We start from the raw sequence: 18,760 nt of genomic DNA on the forward strand, positions 1-18,760 counted from the left end.
TCTGCCGCCAGTTCATCGGTGGTTAATTCGCTTGGGAATCGGGCATAACCGACTTCGGTAATAAAAAATTGACCACCTGCACGCTCAGGTTTACCAAGTCGCCCGCGGCTAAAGACAGCACATCTTGCTTTGTCAGTGTTGGCATAGTAATGCGCGGTAGCACCTGCATCATGCTATCAACATCCATATCCATTAACGGCTGTAAACGCACACCGCGTAATGCCCCTGAATTGGGTTTAAGCACCGTCACTTTATCGATTTTGGTTTCACCACGCATAATCGGTTGTTCTAGTGTCACCGTGGCTTGGTCACCATTCACAACAACCCACTCAATTTGCTCTTTGTTTTGTTCTTCGATTGGCTCTTTCATGTTCTCTTTCCGCATTTAATTAAAGCCCCAGCGCATCACGCTGTGCTTGTAACAGGTCTTTACCGTCCACTTTTTCCACCATATTGACGATATCAATCTCAATGATTTCTTGGCCGTCCATCACTAACTTGTAGTAAGTGGGTTTTACGGTAATTTTGGTTTGTGTGTTGTCGCCCGATTTCCAGTTGCCCGGATCAATTTCGCTATAACGACCACGGAGAACCACTTCAACGGCTAATGTTTCCCCCGTATCATCACGCTGATAAGCGCCACATAAACGCAATTGAACCGCATCAATAGTAGATGCACCCCACTGGCGATAAACGTCAATATCAACACCACCGAGGGTAAACTCACTATCAAGCGCGCCGTCATCAAGGCCCATATCAATTTGCACCGAACCATTCATACCGCCCCCGCGATAGGCTTCTAACTTACGGGTGATTTTGGGTAATGTGAGTTCTTCCGCAACGCCCACATAATTGGCGCCATTCATAAATAAATTAAAATTCTTTAGTTTGCGTGGTAACGCCATGATTTACCCCTTGATTTTGTTACCGAAATCCATCAGGTATTTATCGGTAATACGCTGACGTAACATCAGATTTTCCATTGGTGGTACGGGTGTATAGTCATAATCCAGTGTGAGCTTGCCGTCTTTAAGTGCTTCTTTGCTATTTGATGTCGGGTCATACCAACATTCACCACCTAACAAGTAGCCCTGACTGACCAGTGAACGTAATTTTGCATTGATGGTTTCAACGATATCCCGCGCTAAAGATGGCGTTAACGGTTTATCAATTGCCCACATCTGCCCTTCCGCCATGGTGTCAGCGAGGACTTGCGCAGTTCGGGTATAAGATTCAAAGGCAAACAGCGGATCATCCGAACAGGTACGCGAACCCCAAAAACGAAAACCATCACGACGAATAAGCGTAGTGACGCCTTTTTCATTCAGTAAACCGGCATCGGTAGCAGGGTCTTGTAAATCCCAATAGATATCTTTAGAAATGCCCGTGACACCGTTAACGGTGATATTGGATAACGTTTTATGCCAGCCAATATCATTGTCTAACTTGGCACGCAAACCTAGCGCACGCGCGGTGGCGTAAGCCGTTGATTCGCTGTTGCTGGTGCTATCCCATGACGTGAAATCAGGGAAAATCACCATTAATTCACGTTGACCAAAGTTGTCACGGTACTTGATTGCTTCGCTGATATTTTTACAGTCGTAAGCCGAAACATAACCAAATGCGCGGAGTTTTTGACAAATGACCGCAATCTCATTGGCAACCGCTAATGTGTCGTGACCGGGTGCACCAATAATACGAGGCTTAACGCCGTGTTGGGATTGAGAGGCTAACAGTGCTTGTAACCCTGTTTTTAGCCCTTCTTCGGTGATGCCACCGATAATATTAGTGGTGGTTTCCGCTTCACTTTCGCCTTGCTCTACACGCACCACAACGGTGATGGGTTTAGCCTGATCTGCAATGGCTTTTAAGGTACTGGCTAAGGTGCCGGTTTTCCCTGCTTTACCGATAGCCTGTGACACATCGGTCAATAAGACGGGTTTGTTTAAAGGAAAGGTTTTTTCGTCCGCATCATCAGCGGTGCAAACCACGCCAACAATAGCGGTGCTGATAGTGCGAATGGGGCGGGTGCCTTCGTTAATTTCAATAACGCGCACACCGTGATGATAATCTTGTGCCATGCTCACGGACTCCTATAACTGTGTCCGTGTAGCATGAAAAATTAGCGGTTAAATTGCACGAAAGCGGGATTGTTTGAGTGGTGGTACAAGGGTTATTCTGGTTTTTGTGGCCAATCAACCATAGGCGCTGTTGATAAATCAACACTATCTAATGCTTGAGCATACTCCAGCCATTGCTCTAAATGTTTTTTATCACTTTCTTTTATAATATTTAATTGCAACTGACCCAACCAAATTTTTGTTTTGTTAATAACCTCATACATTCTTTCTTGCTTCTCAATAGTAGCGATTTCAATGTAACGAAAATTATCTTTCTTAAAAGTAATATTTTCATCTCTATCAAGTGAAAAAACATACTCATTAATATCAAGATGCTCAGGAAAATCCAGTAAATAATAATTTTCAATATCATCTGGAATAGGAACCAATTGAAAACAAGTTAAATCTGTCTTTTTTATAAATACAAGCATATTTTCAAACTCCTACCAGCCAAACTTTTTTTAAAGATACGGATTTACCACCTACAATCGTCACTCCATCTTTTTCTATTTTATACGAAATCGCGCTGTCATATCCTGTTTGTATATTAGCTGTATAGGTAAAATCTAGAACCGGAAATAATGGAATAACTCTGTCATAAATTTGAGTCATTAGCCAAGCTCCTGACGAATTACCACCAAAACTCATTTTTTTATTCCAATCATATCCTGAACCGTCATAAATTAATTTAACGCCTGCGCCTATCCCTTTCCCTATTTTTGTATAACGATTGTCACCTTGAGCTTGCGTTAACGCCCCTACATCACCCGCCGTTAAATTAATGTCAGCACTTAGTGGTTTGTTGTTCACCTTACGGGTATTAGGTACTCGCCCATTGGCATTATTGTTAGCATTGTTTGCGGCAGTCTGTGCATTAGATGCAGCAGCCTTTGCCTCATTCACCTGTGCCGGTGTTGCAGCACCCACATCACCGGCAGTCAAACTAATATCAGCACTTAGTGGTTTTCCATTCACTTTGCGAGTGCTAGGCACTCGACCGTTAGCGTTATTATTCGCATTGTTTGCCGTGGTTTGTGCTGCGCTTGCCGCAGTCTTTGCTTCATTCACTTGTGCAGGTGTTGCAGCACCTACATCACCGGCAGTCAAACTAATATCAGCACTTAGTGGTTTTCCATTCACTTTGCGAGTGTTAGGCACTCGACCGTTAGCGTTATTATTCGCATTGTTTGCCGTGGTTTGTGCTGCGCTTGCTGCAGTCTGTGCATTGCTTGCTGCGGTTTTGGCTTCGTTAACTTGTGCCGGTGTTGCTGCACCCACATCGCCCGCCGTTAAAGTAATGTCTGCACTCAATGGTTTATTGTTCACTTTACGCGAATTAGGCACTCGTCCATTGGCGTTAGTGTTAGCATTATTAGCCGCAGTCTGTGCATTGCTTGCGGCGGTTTTGGCTTCGTTAACTTGTGCTGGCGTCGCAGCACCCACATCACCCGCCGTTAACGTAATATCAGTGCTCAGTGGTTTATTATTAACTTTACGGGTATTAGGTACGCGACTATTGGCGTTTGTGTTAGCGTCATCCGCTGATCCTTGTACCTTACTTAAACCCGTGCTTAATTCGGTTTTAGTGGCATAAATCTTAGCTACCTCTGCCATTGTCTGTTTTGAGGCACTTTCAATGGCATCATTAACAAATTCACGAGTTGCCAATATCACCGAGGGGTCAACCTTTAACTCAACTGACTCGGTATGACTAACGGTTAATATCATGCGGATAGTCTGTGTTCGTCCGCTTCCCTCTTGTAATTGTGGCTTATAGGTTTCGGGGCAATTACCTACCGCAATTAAACTGCCTTCATCATCAAACAAACCAATCTCACGTATCCAGTAACCGCCTTCATTTTCAGGTATAACCTGTTCAGCGATAATCTGGCTGTCGTTTTTCGGATCAACAAATAAGGTATTTAATCCCGCGCGACGTTTTTCACCGACGAGTTTAGTTTGTTGTGTATCGGGTGTCGGCAACGTTCCGCCACCGTCACCCACGGCCATTTGGGTAATTTTTAAGGTGGTACCTAATGCCGTGGCTTTTGCCAGTTTATTGCCACCAATCACCGTTAATAAGGCGAAAAATTTAGCGCTCATGTGCGACCTCAACTTTATCAATAATGTGTACTCCGACCGCCGTTAATGGCGCACCAGACACGGTAATTTCTTCTGCAAAATAGGGGTAAACCGTTAACTCATCACCGCTAAACGTTGCGGCAGAGAGATAAAACTCACCTTGTGAATCAAGGTTGATAGATAACCCCAAAAGGTGCCGACTAACAGGGCGTGCATCAGCAATCAAACGCTCTAATTCGTCATAGATTTCTTGGGTAATACCGTTTTCTTGCACGCCAACATCAAGACGAAATGTGCCCGGCGGATCGTCGGTTTGCCACCACTCCGTGACTTTGATGATGTAACCGAGTGGCTCAACTACACGCTTAAGTGCGCCAATGGTGCCCTTGTGGCGATGAATAAACATTGAATCCCTGACCACTTGGCGCTTAACAGGCTCCGACCAGTTTTCATCCCATCGATCCACTGACCAAGCCCATGCAAGATATGGCAATAAATCAACCGGGCATGTGCTGGCATTCCATAATTCGCGTAAAGGCACGGGCAACGTCTGCAAGGATTGACAGGCAATGGCGGCTGCCTTTTCTAATGGGCTACTGCCTGACGGTAATAAACTATTCATCCGAGCCACCTATCGTTAAGGTGCTTTGGGTGCAATAGGAGGCTTGCGTTTTATCCAGCACCACGTCTTTAGTGGGTTGTTTTAACTCCACACGTTGCACGCCTTCCACATGCAATGCGGCATAAATCGCTGACAGGCGAATATCACGTCCTAAACGGTGTTGTTCTGTGATGTATTGCGTCAGCCGTTGATTTGCTTCTTTGCGTATCGGCTCCGATTCGGGCCCCGGAAAGAGGAATAACGTTGCATCAATTTGATAGGGAATAATTTTAGCGGATTGCACTTTGATGCGGTCAGCAACCGGTCTCACATCTTCATCGTTTAACGCGTGCTCAACAATGCGCAGTAATTCTTCTGATGCAGTGCCGTCACCCTCACGAGATAACACCGAGATAATGACATTTGCCGGTGTTGGACTGATCGCGGACACATCGGACACCCGACCATCGGCACTACGGGCATGAAATTCATAACTGCCCACCGGCCCCGCAACACTTAGCCCCTCAAATGCGGCGGGAATGCGTAAACGCAAATCATCGTCAGATTCTAAAATCGCCGGTGTGGGCGGAATAGTCTGGTTATTGCCGGGACGCAACACTAAGCGCGATAAATTATAATTCGCGGCTAACTGATCTAAATCTGCCCCTTTCGCATACGCCACCATAACCGCACGCGCGGACTCATTGATACGCTGGCGCAATAACAACTCACGATAGACGTTTTCTTCTAACAGCTTGGTCAGGGGTTCAGACTCTAACGATAACGTGTTAGCCACCGCATCACGTAAATGCGTTGGCATCGAGGCAATCAACGTCGTTTTGCGTTCGCGTAATAATTGTTCTGCATCTAACGATTCAATCACATCAGGCGGTGTTAATTGGCTTAAATTAATCGTTGGCATTATGTCACCGGTAGAGAGAAATTAATCGGTTGTTGGTTATGGGCGTAATAGCCGGTGATATCGACAATCACCTGTTCCTGTTGGCTATGAATATCAATGGCAGTCATTACAATACGTGGCTCCCAACGATAAACCGCGGTGTAACACGCCGACATTAATTGCAGTCGCATCTTGGCGTTAACAGGGCCGTCAATTAAATCGGCAAGCAAACTGCCATATTCTCGGCGCATCAATCGGCTACCAATGGGTGTATTAAAAATATCTTTAATAGACTGGCGAACGTGCTCAATATCGGTAATACGTTCACCGGTTTGGCTGTTCATACCGAGATAGTTCATTGCGGTTGTCCTGTATTACCATCACCCGTTCGCACACCACCGTGGGTATGGGCTGAAACCACCACGCCATTAGAGGACATTTTTCCGCCAACATGGGTGATATCGCCGGTCATTGTGCCGCCTTTTTGCACCGTCAGTGATCCCGTGGTTAAGTTGTTGGTACAAATAACGGTAGGAGTATCTAAGGTGATTTTGCTTGTCGCGACACACATAATGTCGGGTGATGTGACCGTGACCGACTCGCTGGCTTCAATCTCGGCAGTTTTAATTCCTGTAACGGTTAGCGCGCCGGTTGCTGGCTCATACTCAATCACTGCACCGTCTTTATACTCATGACGATGGGCGGTTAATGAGCTTGATGGCTCTGAAAAATCGTCACTAAATATTGCCGGTAACACAAACGAGGTGGTTAAATCACCACCGATTGACAGCAATAACACTTGTTCGCCGACACTGGGCGCCCACCATGAACGCGAGTTACCGGCACGTGCAGTAAGCCACGGGCGCCAGTCGGTTTCATTGTCGCCTGTTTTAACTCGACAGCCTTTTTCCGCACTGACATCAATTACAACGCCTGTGCGGATCAAGTTTTGTATTTTTCGGATAAGTTCTGCGATATTCATACCCGCAATGTGCAACGGGAAATAAAAAAATTCACGAGATTGGGATTGTTTCAAAGACGGGACAACTAACGGGAAAGGAATTCCAGTAATTGATTTTCGATATGTTTAATATCCGCCGGTGAAAAGCCTAATAGCTTTCTTTCAGGGTATTGAATTTCTAATGACTTGCCCCGCACACGCTCTTTCAAACCGTAATGATGCACCGCAGCAATGCCCTCGACTTGAGGGGCAAAGAAGAGATCAACACCTTTATCATTAGCTGACATGCGCAAATAACGGGCGGTGGCTAAACGCTTAAACATGCGAGTCTGTTTATTGGGTTTTGAAGTGCTGATTTTGTCTTTTTTCACTTCAATAAAACGCAAAATATCGCGCTTATAAAAACTGCGTTCAGCTTTCTTTTCCAAATCGTAACCGGTGATCACCTCGCCCTTTTTCGTTTTACGTAATCGCCAATTTTTTAAACTGCGCGGTTGCCCTTTCCAGACAAATTTCATACCCCGTAATACGGTAACCGTTGAGGCTTTTCGTTTGGTGAATGCCGTTCCATCAGGATTTTTTTGCGCGCGAATACGTTGCAAATTGCTTTTGCGTAAATCACGGGCAATTTCACGGGCTAGCTTTTTGCGCTCATTGGGTGAGGCTTTTGCCAGCATGGTGGCTAATGCTTGGGTTAACGGGCTGAAATCATCGGCGTTCATGAGCCACACTCTCCCAAATTTCAAACGGATCAGCCGGCTCTTCAATGGCACCGACAACGAGTTTATCCGCTTGCACATTAACGAGGACACGCTCAGTCAACTTTAAATCAATGCTAATACTGGCGGTCTGGTTGCTATCAATAAAGGCATCAAAGGCCAAATGACTTTGGCGTTTATCGGGATTGAGGAAAATGTCAGGCTGATGTTTTTCAATCCAACCGATAATGACCGCCATTAATACATCTTGGTCACCGGGATAATCATCAATAATAATATTGAGATTGTATTGATACTCATAAGATTGACTACGGGCACCGGTTGCTACAATCGCCCCACCATCAATAAAGGTATATAGCCTATCGGGATTTTCGCCTAAATAAGCGACCTTTTTAATTAAGGTATCACGCAGGTTTGCAGGCTTTTTCATGGTTTAACTCATTGATGTATTGCAATAATCGATTTGTATAATCAATCAAATATTCCGTTTGTGCCTTATTCTCCGCCATCATTTCGAGGAGACGTAAATAATCTTGTTGAGCTGTTTCGGTAAGTCGTGCGGGGGTTGCATCACCCATGCCGGCGGTGGCGGTGGTGCGATTATCGGAGTTGGGGCAATCGGCTTTGATGTACACCCGTTTAGTATTATTGCGCAACTCATCATTAAGCCGGCTAATATCATTTTTTGCATCGGTTAGCGCCTTTGTGTGTTGTTTATCCAGTTCTGATAAACGAGTAAGTTCTTCCTGATAGCGTTCAATAGCGTCTTGATGACTGATAACATTTTGTTTAAGGGCGAGGTTGTCACCCTTAAGCTGGCTATTCTCAGTGAGTAAGGCATCAAACTTAAATATCAGCAGTAACCCCATCACACCCGCGACAATAATAAGCAGTACGTTCATTTTCATCGTGGGATCTCAATATGAGGATAATCAGGAAAACGAGTTTCGACGGGTAAACTGGGATCACTTTTCCAGTTTTTACCAAAGCGCAATGTTACCCCTTCTTCATCTGCGGCTTGTTTAAAGGCTCTTAAAATCGGCTCAAAGAAATGCGGTTGCCATTCCATCCCCGGTTTAATGACAGAGGGTAAAATATCAATGGCATCGCCCGTTAAATGACGGCTATTTAATGTTTGCGAAACGCCCTTTTTGACGTTTTCTTTTTGCTTTTCAAGTGTGCGAACACCTTCTATCACCGCAAAGTCTGCCGTAGAAATTTCTAACGCACGATAAGCAATTTTTACTAACAGCGGGTTAACGCCAATAAGATTATTTTTACTGCGCTGACTCAATATAAATTTACTCACCGGCAACCTTCCTTAAAAATAACTTTCCGACTGCGCTAATAAATGCTGACCCCATCCAGCCCGCCATGCCCGCTATACCGCCGGCAATCTCAGGTTGCCACTGAAAATAACTGGCACCGAATAAAATCAATGCCCCTGAAAACATAGAGACAACGATTTGTGCAAGTAAAATGGCAAAGCGGAACGACTCCCCTTTCACTATTTTATTGGCATAACTGGCAATACCACCAAAAACTGCCATGCCGGCAATTAATAAGGCGGTAAACCAATTCATATTATTTGGATCTTTATAGGGCATCTTCTTCATACCTTCCCCCTTAAAGGGGTTAATCCCAAAGTTGTAAAATCGGTGTGATGCTGTGTTGTTGGGGCGTGTTCGGTAACTCAATCGCGGTGCCAGTAGGTAATATTGCCCCTAATTCAACCAGCCCCGGATTAGCTTCTAATACTTGCTCAATCATGCCGGATGACTGACCAAAGTAACGCCAACAAATATCATCTACGGTATCCCCTTGTTGGGTGTAAATCCGCATTAGATAAGCTCCACCGTGTTGTGGGTTTCCCCTTTGATGCGTTGTAAAGCCCATTGGCCATCACGCCACACTTCATCAATCACTGGCGTCATGGTGTCGGCTTTTTTATTACCTTGTGCGGTAGTATCAATATCGCGATAACGCTCGATTAAACTGGCTTTTGCAAAACAGAACACCGCACGCTGATATAAAATCATCAGTTCACTTTCTCCGTTAATCTGTTCAGCGGGCACCTCTTTTAATGTTTTCACAGCTTGACCAATACGCCACTGATACAACTCGCGATTCACTTCAATCATGGCGTTCAGTAACGTGCTTTTCAGTCGTTCCGGTGTCACTGTGCCATCGACACGTGTTTGCAATTGAAAATCACGAGTTTGAATATCAGGGAAAAAGCCATTATTTTTAATGGTTTCGTCTTTTTGTGGCACAGGGTTAGCAGAAACATAATCCATAAGAAAACCTTAAAATAGGTGGGCGGTGGACGAAAGAAAGCAAATTGCTTTTTCCGTGCCGCCCTGACGTGGTGTCACAATGCTTTTTCAGCGTCACGCTGGGCTTTGAGCACTTTATCTAGTTGCTTTAATTCGGTTTTAATCCCGACATTTATGTTTAACTCTAAGGCTCGACTTAATACGCAGTAGCTTTCTTGTGGTCGATTATTATCGCGTAGCACTAACCCTAAGATTTTATAGAGTTTTGCTCTCACTTCATCGGGCATATCTTCATCATCGGTCAAGGCGCGTGTACGCTCTAACGTTGCTAAAGATACAGGTGATTTCACGGCATACGCTCGCATGGCCGAATCAGCAATTTCTTCGGCAATCACGGTGCCCGTGGTGCGGTTAACACCGGGGATCACTAAACGGTTAGCTAATGCATAAACGGCAATATCTAACGCGCCTTCATAATCACCCGCATCAATTTTCCACAGCAAAATCGTCATTAAGACATCATCTTGCACGCCACTGCCGCCGGATAGCGCCCCATCAACCCACGGCTGATAATTGGCTAATATCTTGCGTTTATAAGCCTCTTTGCGCTCGCGTGACTGAAAATGTTTTAGCTCTTTTTTATCTGTCGCAAGACGTAACAGCATCATGTGATAGCCTTTCGTATTGCGACTAACATGCCCACCCAATTGAGTGGACTGTTGCGCACTTAGGCTCATGCGGTGTTTTTCCCACGGAGATAACATTATTTCGCCTTTTTATTTTCAGCCGGTGCTTCTTCGGTTACTGCGCTGTTGTCTGTACCAGTGTTATTTTCAGGCGCGATAACGTCAGTGGTTTCGGGTGGTGTTTCTTCGGCATCTTCGCAAACGATATTTTCAACCAATGCCACACCGCGGAAATCTTCAACCACGAAATCTTCATTGACTGACTCGTAGTTTTCGATGCGATCGCGTTTTGCATTATCCAGCACTTGGCGACGACGAGAATCTGCAAGGAAATAAATCGACAAATTATCAAGACGAGTAATAAAAAAGGCATTTTCAGGAAAGAACGGCGCACGTACAGCCGGTAAACCGCCAATACGTTTCTGACTGATAATGGTATCTGCGGCCAGCTTTTCGCTGTTGTTTTGGTCTTTATTGACCAGTGGGAAGTATTTATCTGCTAATAATTTACGCCCACAAATCACAACAAGACCGGTATCGTCCTGATATTCTGGATCAATTGCCTTATCAATGGTGTCTTGGACTAACGCATCGAAATTTTGATACGCGCGCCCTTTACCAACATAAACCGGTTTGGCTGTTGTTGTACCGTCTTGCGTGATACTGCCCATCACATGTTCAGGCGCACGTTCGCGTACTTTTTGTAACCAGCCCGAATTCACATCTTGCAGTAAGGGATATTTTTTACGATCAGAGTTATCGGCGCGGTGCGTACCATTAAAACCAATCATAATGCGGTCTAATGCCTGACGGCGGATAATCGCATCACGGATACGGGTTTGAAAGTCGGTAAACTTCGCCCACATATCAATTTTTGCATAATCAAGGTGGGTGTCGTAATTGGTTTTCTGGCAAAGATAGCTGTTCTTTGTCAGCTTAATCGGATCGCTTGTTTCACGGTCTTTTGTTGTTGTGTCAGTGGTTCCCGCGATAGTCGAACCGATGCCTAAACCAATCGCTTCACCGACTTGCTCATCAACCGGCACAATATTAATGTGCGTTAAAAACTCCGCCGATTGCTGGATCGTAGTTTCTAATTTTTGAGCAGCAGACGGCTCAATCGGTACTTTGGTATCGCTAAACTCTTGGGCACTAACACCGTAAATTTTACCGAGTTGCGTCATATACGCATTAAATTTAAAACGAGTTTCTTTTTTCATGGCTTGTTCACTACCTTAGCAATCCGTCAGCACTTCGCCGTTATTTTCGCCACCCGTTGCCGGCGGACGATGTGAGAACGAGGCGTCTGTATTTTCAAATTGGGTTTTTAATTCCGTGAGTTGTTGCGTGAGCGCTTTTACCGCTTCGCTTTGGTCTGCGCTTTTTAATGCGGTAATTTCTGCTGAAAGGGTTTGCACTTCTTTGGCGCACAGCTCTACTGCCTGATGCACATCGGTAAATCGCGCATCATCACTGTGTTGCTTTTTAGAAAACATCTCTTTAATGACGCTAAAAAGTCCCGGCTTATCGCTTTCTGGTTTTTCGTCAGTAAATTCGAGATGTGTTTCTTCTGCGGCAGTAAAGACGTTATCTTTGCTTTGTTTGCGCTCTGAAAGTGGGCTACTTTGTGCATTGGCACTAAATTGCAGCATTTCAGTGCCTAAACTCGCGGGGTTATCAGTCACTGCAAGACCGACCAGATAGGCTTCACCGGTATCTGAAAAACTCGGGTTAATTTCGACAGAGGTGTAAACTTTTTGACGTTTTTTATTGAGTTCAATTAAATCAGGTGTCGGATTGATCACACCGTATAATGCCAACTTACCTGCCAGTGCCCCTTCTTTGATTTCCTCGGTATACACCGATTCCACATCACCAAAGCGTGGTGCCCATGAATAGTTATAGTGATCGACATTGACCCGCGCACCATAAACCGCGGGATCAAAGTTTTTCGCAATTTGGGTTAACCATTCGCGGTCAACTCGACGCCCGTCCGTTGTCGCCCCTTCAACACAAAGACGAACCGGTTTTGATTTCTTCGACATGCACACTACTCCAGACTGCATCCGTTTATTCGTTGGTCTGTATGTTGTCGGTTAAAAGGGGCGTTAAACAATGGATAAGGTTTGTTTGAGAAATGGCACAAAGGGAATGAAGCGAATCGGTGATCCACGGTCAATAGACTAGCCGTAACTTAAGCAAGAAATAGTGATTGTGCAATGGCTATTACAGAAACATTTGATAACCGAAAAAAAGCAATGCACCTGTATTTTTCAGGTTACCGCATTGCCCGCATAGCGGAATCGCTAGGCGAAAAGGCGTCTACTATTCACAGTTGGAAACGCCGTGATAATTGGGATGAAATTAACCCAACCGAGCGCGCAGAGTTAACCGTTGAAGCGCGTTACTGCAAGCTTGTTTTAAAAGAAAATAAAGAAGGAAAAGATTTTAAAGAAATTGATTTATTAGGGCGTCAAATGGCGCAGTTATCCCGCATAAAAAAATATCAAAACGGCGGTAATGAAACGGACCTAAACCCTAAGATTGCTAACCGCAATAAAGGCGAACGCCGTCAGCCAGAGAAAAACTTCTTTTCAGAAGAACAAATTGAAAAACTGGAAGATATTTTTCGTGATACGTTGTTTGAATATCAAAAAGTGTGGTATCGCGCCGGTCATCACCGCATCCGCAATATTTTAAAATCTCGTCAAATCGGCGCAACATTTTACTTTGCCCGAGAAGCCTTTATTGATGCCCTGACCACCGGACGGAATCAAGTTTTCTTATCCGCCAGTAAAGCGCAAGCCTATATGTTCCGTGAATACATTATCAAAATGGCATTAGAGGTTGATGTTGAATTAAAAGGCGACCCGCTGATGTTAAGCAACGGTGCAACACTCTATTTCCTCGGCACCAATGCTCGCACAGCACAAAGTTATCACGGTAATTTATATCTGGATGAAACCTTTTGGATACCCAAGTTTCAAGAGTTACGCAAAGTCACTTCGGGTATGGCCATACAAAAACATTGGCGACAAACCTACTTTTCAACACCGTCAACCATGAGCCATGAAGCGTACCCGTTTTGGTCGGGTAAGCTGTATAACCGCGGACGCAAAAAAGAAGACAGAGTTGATATTGATATCTCACATGAAGCTTTAGTGAATGGGCGTTTATGTGAAGATGGGCAGTGGCGACAAATCGTCAATATTGAAGATGCGTTGCGGGGCGGTTGTGATTTATTCGATTTAGAGCAACTCAAAAAAGAGTATAGCCCGGACGAATATAACAACCTGTTAATGTGTCACTTTATGGATGATATCGAATCCCTATTCAACTTTAACATGATGCAAAACTGCATGGTGGACAGTTGGGAAGTGTGGGACGACATTCAACCGTTAGCGCTGCGCCCTTATGGTTATGATCCGGTTTGGGTAGGTTACGACCCCAGCAAAGGCGGTGAAAATGGTGATAGTGCCGGTTGTGTGGTTATCGCGCCACCGAAAGTACCCGGAGGAAAATTCCGCATATTAGAACGCCATCAATGGCGTGGTATGGATTTTCGCGCACAAGCTGACGCCATTAAAAAAATCACCGAACGTTTCTATGTGGAATATATGGGTATTGATACCACCGGCTTAGGGCATGGGGTTTATCAGAATGTTATCCAGTTTTTCCCTGCTGCGCGTGAGTTTATTTATAACCCGAATGTCAAAAATGCCTTAGTCATTAAAGCCTATGACGTGATTAGTCACGGACGCTTAGAGTTCGATGCGCAGTGCGTTGATATCATTCAATCCTTTACATCCATTCGTCGTACCACCACAGGAAGCGGTAACCGCCCCACTTATGAAGCCTCACGCAGTGAAGAAAGCGGACATGCTGACCTTGCATGGGCAACAATGCACGCCCTCTTCAACGAACCCTTAACTGGCACCACCGAGAACAGTAATAACATTGTGGAGATTTATTGATGAGCCGTAAAAATAAAAAGAATTTTAAAGCACAACAAACGGCAACCGCTAATAACAGCATGGAAGCCTTTACCTTTGGTGATCCCGTTCCGGTGTTAGATAAACGAGAAATTTTTGATTATCTGGAATGTGCGCAAATTGATAATTGGTATGAGCCACCGATTAGCTTTGATGGATTATCAAAACTGTTTCGTGCGGCGACGCATCATAGCAGTGCAATTTATGTCAAACGTAATATTTTAGTCAGCACATTTCAGCCTAACCGTTTTCTCTCTAAGTTAGACTTTAGCCGGTTTGCCCTCGACTTCTTAACCTTTGGCAATGCCTACCTTGAACGGCGTAATAATATGGTGGGTAACTTATTAAAACTCACCCCAGTTCTCGCCAAATATACCCGCCGTGGTGTTGCTGATGATAGCTATTGGTTTGTGCGTTATGGCTATGACTCACAGCCTTATGAGTTTAAACCCGGTAGCGTGTTTCAGTTATACGAACCCGATTTAAATCAAGAGCTATACGGGTTACCAGAATATCTGGCGTCTACTATGTCAGTGCTACTGAATGAAGCGGCTACTCTGTTTCGTGTTAAGTATTATCGTAATGGTAGCCATGCCGGATTTATTTTATACATTAGTGATGCCTCACAAACCCCCAGTGATGTTGATAAAATTCGTAAGGCAATGCAAAACTCTAAAGGTGCAGGTAATTTTCGTAATTTATTTCTTAATGCACCCAACGGTAAAAAGGACGGGGTTCAAGTTATTCCACTAAGTGAAGTTGCGGCGAAAGATGAATTTCTCAATATCAAGAATGTTAGCCGTGATGATATGTTAGCAGCACACCGCGTACCGCCTCAAATGATGGGGATCATTCCACAGAATACCGGTGGCTTTGGTGACGTAGAGAAAGCGGCAAAGGTTTTCTTTCGTAATGAGTTGTCACCGCTACAAAGTAAAATGTTACAGATTAATGATTGGCTAGGTGAAGAAGTGATTAAGTTTGATAAGTACACATTAGGTGATGAATAACCTCACCGCATAAAGAACAATACCGCCGGCACTGGCGGTATTTTTTTACCTGTAAGGTATGAATGTCGGTCTGACTAATAATAATAGTGACCCAATTCTATTATACCGCTTACCCCCTGATAAGGCGAATCCGCCTAATTTTCACCCTCTCAAAACTGTATTAAATGCGCCTACAATCCATTTTAAGCGCACGTAATTTATTTGATACCTAGGTAACTTTTTCTTGTTTTAATTGCTCTACGCGCTGGAAATTTGCGAGGAATAAAGTTTTCAACTCCCTCAAAACGCAATCGTGACCCCGCCACGCCCGCGCACTAAATCGACCTCTTTTTATGCACCTGCATGAGTGCCACAAAAGCCCGTGATATCTGGCGCCTTCGAGCAACTTTGATCCTTTTTTGATCTTGCAATATGATGCAATTAAATACAAATTTAATATTCTTTTAAACTATAAGGTATTATCTATACTCTTATCACTTAATTCAGTATCTACAATACTTAAAGACACCTTCTTTTTTATGCTATCTATATCATTATCAATTCTAACAGTTATAGGCATTCCTCTTTTATAAGAGGAAAAATAACCTTCAGGACACCTACTAATATATATCAATCCAGTAATATCTTCAGTTTCAGATAAATTAACGAATATACCATACTGATCATGTACGCTTTTTATTGTACCTTTAATGATATCTCCAACTCGATGCTCATCTTCAAACTTAGCCCATGCAGGATCTTTTAACCTCTGGCTAAACATCTTGACATTTTTTTTAGCTTCTTCAAAATTAGATAAATAAGAAAAATTACTATCACTAATAAAATTACTTGCTAATAAATCATATTTTTCTTGCCATGTAGATAAATAATCTATTAAGTATTTAGCATTTTTTGCCGCAACATCTTTATCATACTGAGTACTATACTCACTCATTGTCTCAGCGATATTTTTAGCAGTATAAATAGAGTCATAATAAGTATCTTCTGCAACTGCAGCTAAATAATTTATATCAGACACCATATCTAAATGAACAAATCCAGCAGATGTTATTTTTAATAAGTCATCATCATCAACAATATCTGTTGTCAATTTTTCTGATTCCAAGCAAAAGCTCTTTATTAAATAATTAACTTCTCTAAAAATAACAGACTCAGGAATCCCATATTTTAAAATACATTCTTTTAAATCCCTAACAGAAAAATAGCCTTTATATCCTGACATTCCAATATTAGAAAAATTATCACGAAACCATTTTAATATAATATATCGACTGAAATAATTTGGACTATCATCATTAATATCAATAGAAAACAAATTTTTAAGATAAGAATTATCGCTTTTGTAATATCTTTTTTTCATTCTCAATAAAACTCTAGTGATAATATATATTGGTAAAGAGTAGCTACCTCCTTGTTGTCTTATCTTTAATATTTCACCACTTGTAATATGGCCACTAGTACAAAATTCCATAAAAATTTCTAATGCTCTTCGTATATTCTTACCCGCTAACCCTACTATTATCCGACGAATCTGAGTATCATGTACAAATATAGCCTTGACTATAGATGTTAAATAAATAGTTCTCTCTTCTTTTCCACAATCAACTAAAATTCCATTACCTAAATCATATTTTATTTTATTACTAGATGCATTACTCATTTTATTGATAATTAATTGAACTCTTTTATCTAAAACCTCTTGAAACATAGGGGGTTCAATTCTAAAAACCATATCCTTTATTGCTGTATCTAATGGTGGCCTATTTCGATGGTTATCATATGTTTCATCTCTTAAGGGAAGCATAATTAGAACTCTAAACTCATCTTGCAACCATTGAGCAATTTCAAACATTAATAACTGCTCATCTCTAGTTCTTTTATCGCAATTATCAAGAACAACTATTATTAATTTATTTCTTTCCGAGCCTAAATAACGGGTATAACAAATTGTTTTTTTACTCAAATCAGAATCATTTTCATCTATAATATCAAATAGCTTCTCATTTCTTTTTTCTTCATTACTAATGAGTCTACCAATTCCTTTATTGAACTTATTAATTTCAACAGAGTAAATTTTTCTAATGACATCTAAATCATCAAAATCAATTTCAGGATGTGCAGATATACACTGCTCTACCATTTTATTTCTTAACCAGTTATATATTTCATCCTTATTAACTGGAGAGTTATTCATATTTATTCTTATCCATAAAATTTCATTTGATAATTTTTCAGGAATAACTTCTTCAATTAAGTGATCTATAAAAGTTGTTTTACCAGAACCAACACTTCCAATTAATAAAATAATTTTACCTTCCAATTCCTTTTTCTTTTCTAATCCTTTTATAAGCTCTCTAGGATTGGATAAATCATCTATTAATGTTCCATCAATAATATTAGGTAATACTCTATTATTAATTACTTTATTAATTGGCTCATAATATCGTTTATTTTTTGGGGAAGATATATATCCATGTTTAGCTATAAATTTCCTATCTTCAACACTATTTGGGTTAAATACATTTCTATATTCTGAAATCAATTTCTCACCAAATGAATTGAATCCTATCTCTTCATTTTGAATTTTTTCTCCACCCACAAATTTTAATGGTTGATGATATTTTTCAGGATAAATTTCTTTATTAATTATATCGGCATCTTTTTTTAATGTATTTTTTTTTAAAAAATCAATAAATAATGAGAAATCTTCACTGCAGTAACTCAATTTATCGAGGGAAATGACTGGTTCATCATTATCCCAGAATCCTGTTTTCCACTTTATTCCATCTGTTACTAATATTTTTCTTAATGGATTTACTTTACTTGCATACAATGCATTCACTTCTGTTGCATATAACCTCGCTTCAGAAAATGCCTCTTCTAAATCCTCATTGGGTCTTTTAACTTCGATAACAACAATAGGAAGACCATTAATAACAATAAGATAATCTGGATAGTAATTCCTTTTATTATTTCTTTTTTTTATAAACATTCCTCTTATATTGTGTTTCGTAAGAATTTCCTCTTTATCTAAACCTAATCCATCAGGAGGAGCTTTCTTTAACAATTCAGAAACAATATGTTGTTCGACATCACTTTCAGTAACAATCTTTCTGTTTATTAGTAAATCATGATTATGCATGTATTAACTCCCAAATAAAGAAAAATGGCGCAAACTTTAAGTTTACGCCATTTTAACTTTTTTGTTTAAAAGTACATCTGGTTATTTATACATACAATATATTGACTTCTTAAGAAGAAATGACTACTATATGTAGTAAATTTGATTTATTTCATTTTATTACAATTCCAAATGTCAATTTAACCAACTATTCAGCGTATTCACCGAATACGAATCTCACCACACAGCGATGAGAATGACTACCACAACAGAAATAAAAAAGTGATTTAA

22 protein-coding genes are annotated in these 18,760 nt (G+C 41.8%); 2 read left to right on the top strand and 20 right to left on the bottom strand.

Features of this window, described 5'->3' with window-relative positions:
• Positions 1 to 22 precede the first annotated feature (22 nt).
• The 19 genes from DK861_RS00290 to DK861_RS00380 all read right to left on the bottom strand — a co-directional run bounded on the left by DK861_RS00290 (position 23) and on the right by DK861_RS00380 (position 12,391).
• Positions 23 to 370, bottom strand: a complete 348-nt coding sequence (locus DK861_RS00290; protein WP_109398919.1) for a phage tail assembly protein — start codon at positions 368 to 370, stop codon at positions 23 to 25.
• A gap of 19 nt (positions 371 to 389) precedes the next feature.
• The gene (locus DK861_RS00295; protein ID WP_109398920.1) at positions 390 to 905 is read right to left on the bottom strand and encodes a phage major tail tube protein; all 516 of its coding nucleotides are present in this window, start codon (positions 903 to 905) and stop codon (positions 390 to 392) included.
• A 3-nt stretch (positions 906 to 908) separates the two neighbouring features.
• Positions 909 to 2,081 carry a phage tail sheath protein gene (locus DK861_RS00300; RefSeq protein ID WP_109398921.1) on the bottom strand — a complete coding sequence of 391 codons (1,173 nt, stop codon included), beginning with the start codon at positions 2,079 to 2,081 and terminating at the stop codon, positions 909 to 911.
• Positions 2,082 to 2,173: 92 nt separating this feature from the next.
• The gene (locus tag DK861_RS00305; protein ID WP_109398922.1) at positions 2,174 to 2,551 is read right to left on the bottom strand and encodes a tail fiber assembly protein; all 378 of its coding nucleotides are present in this window, start codon (positions 2,549 to 2,551) and stop codon (positions 2,174 to 2,176) included.
• A 4-nt stretch (positions 2,552 to 2,555) separates the two neighbouring features.
• Entirely contained in the window at positions 2,556 to 4,223 is a 1,668-nt protein-coding gene (locus DK861_RS18365) for a phage tail protein (protein WP_239452118.1), read from the bottom strand.
• The gene (locus DK861_RS00315) at positions 4,213 to 4,824 is read right to left on the bottom strand and encodes a phage tail protein I (protein ID WP_109398923.1); all 612 of its coding nucleotides are present in this window, start codon (positions 4,822 to 4,824) and stop codon (positions 4,213 to 4,215) included. The genes DK861_RS18365 and DK861_RS00315 overlap by 11 nt, the downstream gene beginning before the upstream one ends.
• Entirely contained in the window at positions 4,817 to 5,725 is a 909-nt protein-coding gene (locus tag DK861_RS00320) for a baseplate assembly protein (protein ID WP_109398924.1), read from the bottom strand. The genes DK861_RS00315 and DK861_RS00320 overlap by 8 nt, the downstream gene beginning before the upstream one ends.
• Entirely contained in the window at positions 5,725 to 6,063 is a 339-nt protein-coding gene (locus DK861_RS00325; RefSeq protein WP_006536715.1) for a GPW/gp25 family protein, read from the bottom strand. The genes DK861_RS00320 and DK861_RS00325 overlap by 1 nt, the downstream gene beginning before the upstream one ends.
• Complete coding sequence (locus DK861_RS00330; RefSeq protein WP_109399008.1) at positions 6,060 to 6,686, bottom strand: phage baseplate assembly protein V; 627 nt, start codon at positions 6,684 to 6,686, stop codon at positions 6,060 to 6,062. Before DK861_RS00330 ends, DK861_RS00325 begins: the two co-directional genes overlap by 4 nt.
• Positions 6,687 to 6,751: 65 nt before the next feature.
• Positions 6,752 to 7,387, bottom strand: coding sequence for a phage virion morphogenesis protein (locus tag DK861_RS00335; protein WP_109398925.1), 636 nt, complete (start codon positions 7,385 to 7,387; stop codon positions 6,752 to 6,754).
• Positions 7,374 to 7,814: a phage tail protein gene (locus DK861_RS00340; protein WP_109398926.1), complete on the bottom strand. Its 441-nt coding sequence runs from the start codon at positions 7,812 to 7,814 to the stop codon at positions 7,374 to 7,376. Before DK861_RS00340 ends, DK861_RS00335 begins: the two co-directional genes overlap by 14 nt.
• Complete coding sequence (locus DK861_RS00345) at positions 7,789 to 8,286, bottom strand: lysis protein (RefSeq protein WP_162556742.1); 498 nt, start codon at positions 8,284 to 8,286, stop codon at positions 7,789 to 7,791. Before DK861_RS00345 ends, DK861_RS00340 begins: the two co-directional genes overlap by 26 nt.
• A gap of 2 nt (positions 8,287 to 8,288) precedes the next feature.
• Positions 8,289 to 8,699, bottom strand: coding sequence for a M15 family metallopeptidase (locus DK861_RS00350; protein WP_204101235.1), 411 nt, complete (start codon positions 8,697 to 8,699; stop codon positions 8,289 to 8,291).
• Positions 8,686 to 9,000 carry a phage holin family protein gene (locus DK861_RS00355; RefSeq protein WP_109398929.1) on the bottom strand — a complete coding sequence of 105 codons (315 nt, stop codon included), beginning with the start codon at positions 8,998 to 9,000 and terminating at the stop codon, positions 8,686 to 8,688. Before DK861_RS00355 ends, DK861_RS00350 begins: the two co-directional genes overlap by 14 nt.
• 19 nt (positions 9,001 to 9,019) lie before the next feature.
• The gene (locus tag DK861_RS00360) at positions 9,020 to 9,226 is read right to left on the bottom strand and encodes a tail protein X (protein WP_109398930.1); all 207 of its coding nucleotides are present in this window, start codon (positions 9,224 to 9,226) and stop codon (positions 9,020 to 9,022) included.
• A complete protein-coding gene (locus tag DK861_RS00365; RefSeq protein ID WP_109398931.1) occupies positions 9,226 to 9,681 on the bottom strand; it encodes a head completion/stabilization protein in 456 nt (151 codons plus the stop codon). The genes DK861_RS00360 and DK861_RS00365 overlap by 1 nt, the downstream gene beginning before the upstream one ends.
• Before the next feature lie 74 nt (positions 9,682 to 9,755).
• On the bottom strand, positions 9,756 to 10,424 hold the full coding sequence (gpM, locus tag DK861_RS00370) for a phage terminase small subunit (protein WP_234566094.1): 669 nt from the start codon (positions 10,422 to 10,424) through the stop codon (positions 9,756 to 9,758).
• On the bottom strand, positions 10,424 to 11,566 hold the full coding sequence (locus DK861_RS00375; protein ID WP_109398933.1) for a phage major capsid protein, P2 family: 1,143 nt from the start codon (positions 11,564 to 11,566) through the stop codon (positions 10,424 to 10,426). The genes gpM and DK861_RS00375 overlap by 1 nt, the downstream gene beginning before the upstream one ends.
• Positions 11,567 to 11,581: 15 nt before the next feature.
• Positions 11,582 to 12,391 carry a GPO family capsid scaffolding protein gene (locus DK861_RS00380; protein WP_109398934.1) on the bottom strand — a complete coding sequence of 270 codons (810 nt, stop codon included), beginning with the start codon at positions 12,389 to 12,391 and terminating at the stop codon, positions 11,582 to 11,584.
• Between the two features lie 174 nt (positions 12,392 to 12,565).
• On the opposite strand from DK861_RS00380, the gene DK861_RS00385 reads away from it, so the two are divergent.
• Together DK861_RS00385 and DK861_RS00390 are read left to right on the top strand one after the other, a co-directional pair.
• Positions 12,566 to 14,320, top strand: a complete 1,755-nt coding sequence (locus tag DK861_RS00385) for a terminase ATPase subunit family protein (protein WP_109398935.1) — start codon at positions 12,566 to 12,568, stop codon at positions 14,318 to 14,320.
• On the top strand, positions 14,320 to 15,348 hold the full coding sequence (locus tag DK861_RS00390) for a phage portal protein (RefSeq protein WP_109398936.1): 1,029 nt from the start codon (positions 14,320 to 14,322) through the stop codon (positions 15,346 to 15,348). The genes DK861_RS00385 and DK861_RS00390 overlap by 1 nt, the downstream gene beginning before the upstream one ends.
• A 448-nt stretch (positions 15,349 to 15,796) precedes the next feature.
• Here the strand turns inward: DK861_RS00390 and DK861_RS00395 are convergent, their stop codons facing one another.
• Positions 15,797 to 18,490: a type I restriction enzyme HsdR N-terminal domain-containing protein gene (locus tag DK861_RS00395; protein ID WP_109398937.1), complete on the bottom strand. Its 2,694-nt coding sequence runs from the start codon at positions 18,488 to 18,490 to the stop codon at positions 15,797 to 15,799.
• Positions 18,491 to 18,760 lie beyond the last annotated feature (270 nt).

This window comes from Proteus sp. TJ1640, assembly GCF_003144445.1.
GTDB classification, from domain to species: Bacteria; Pseudomonadota; Gammaproteobacteria; order Enterobacterales; family Enterobacteriaceae; genus Proteus; species Proteus penneri.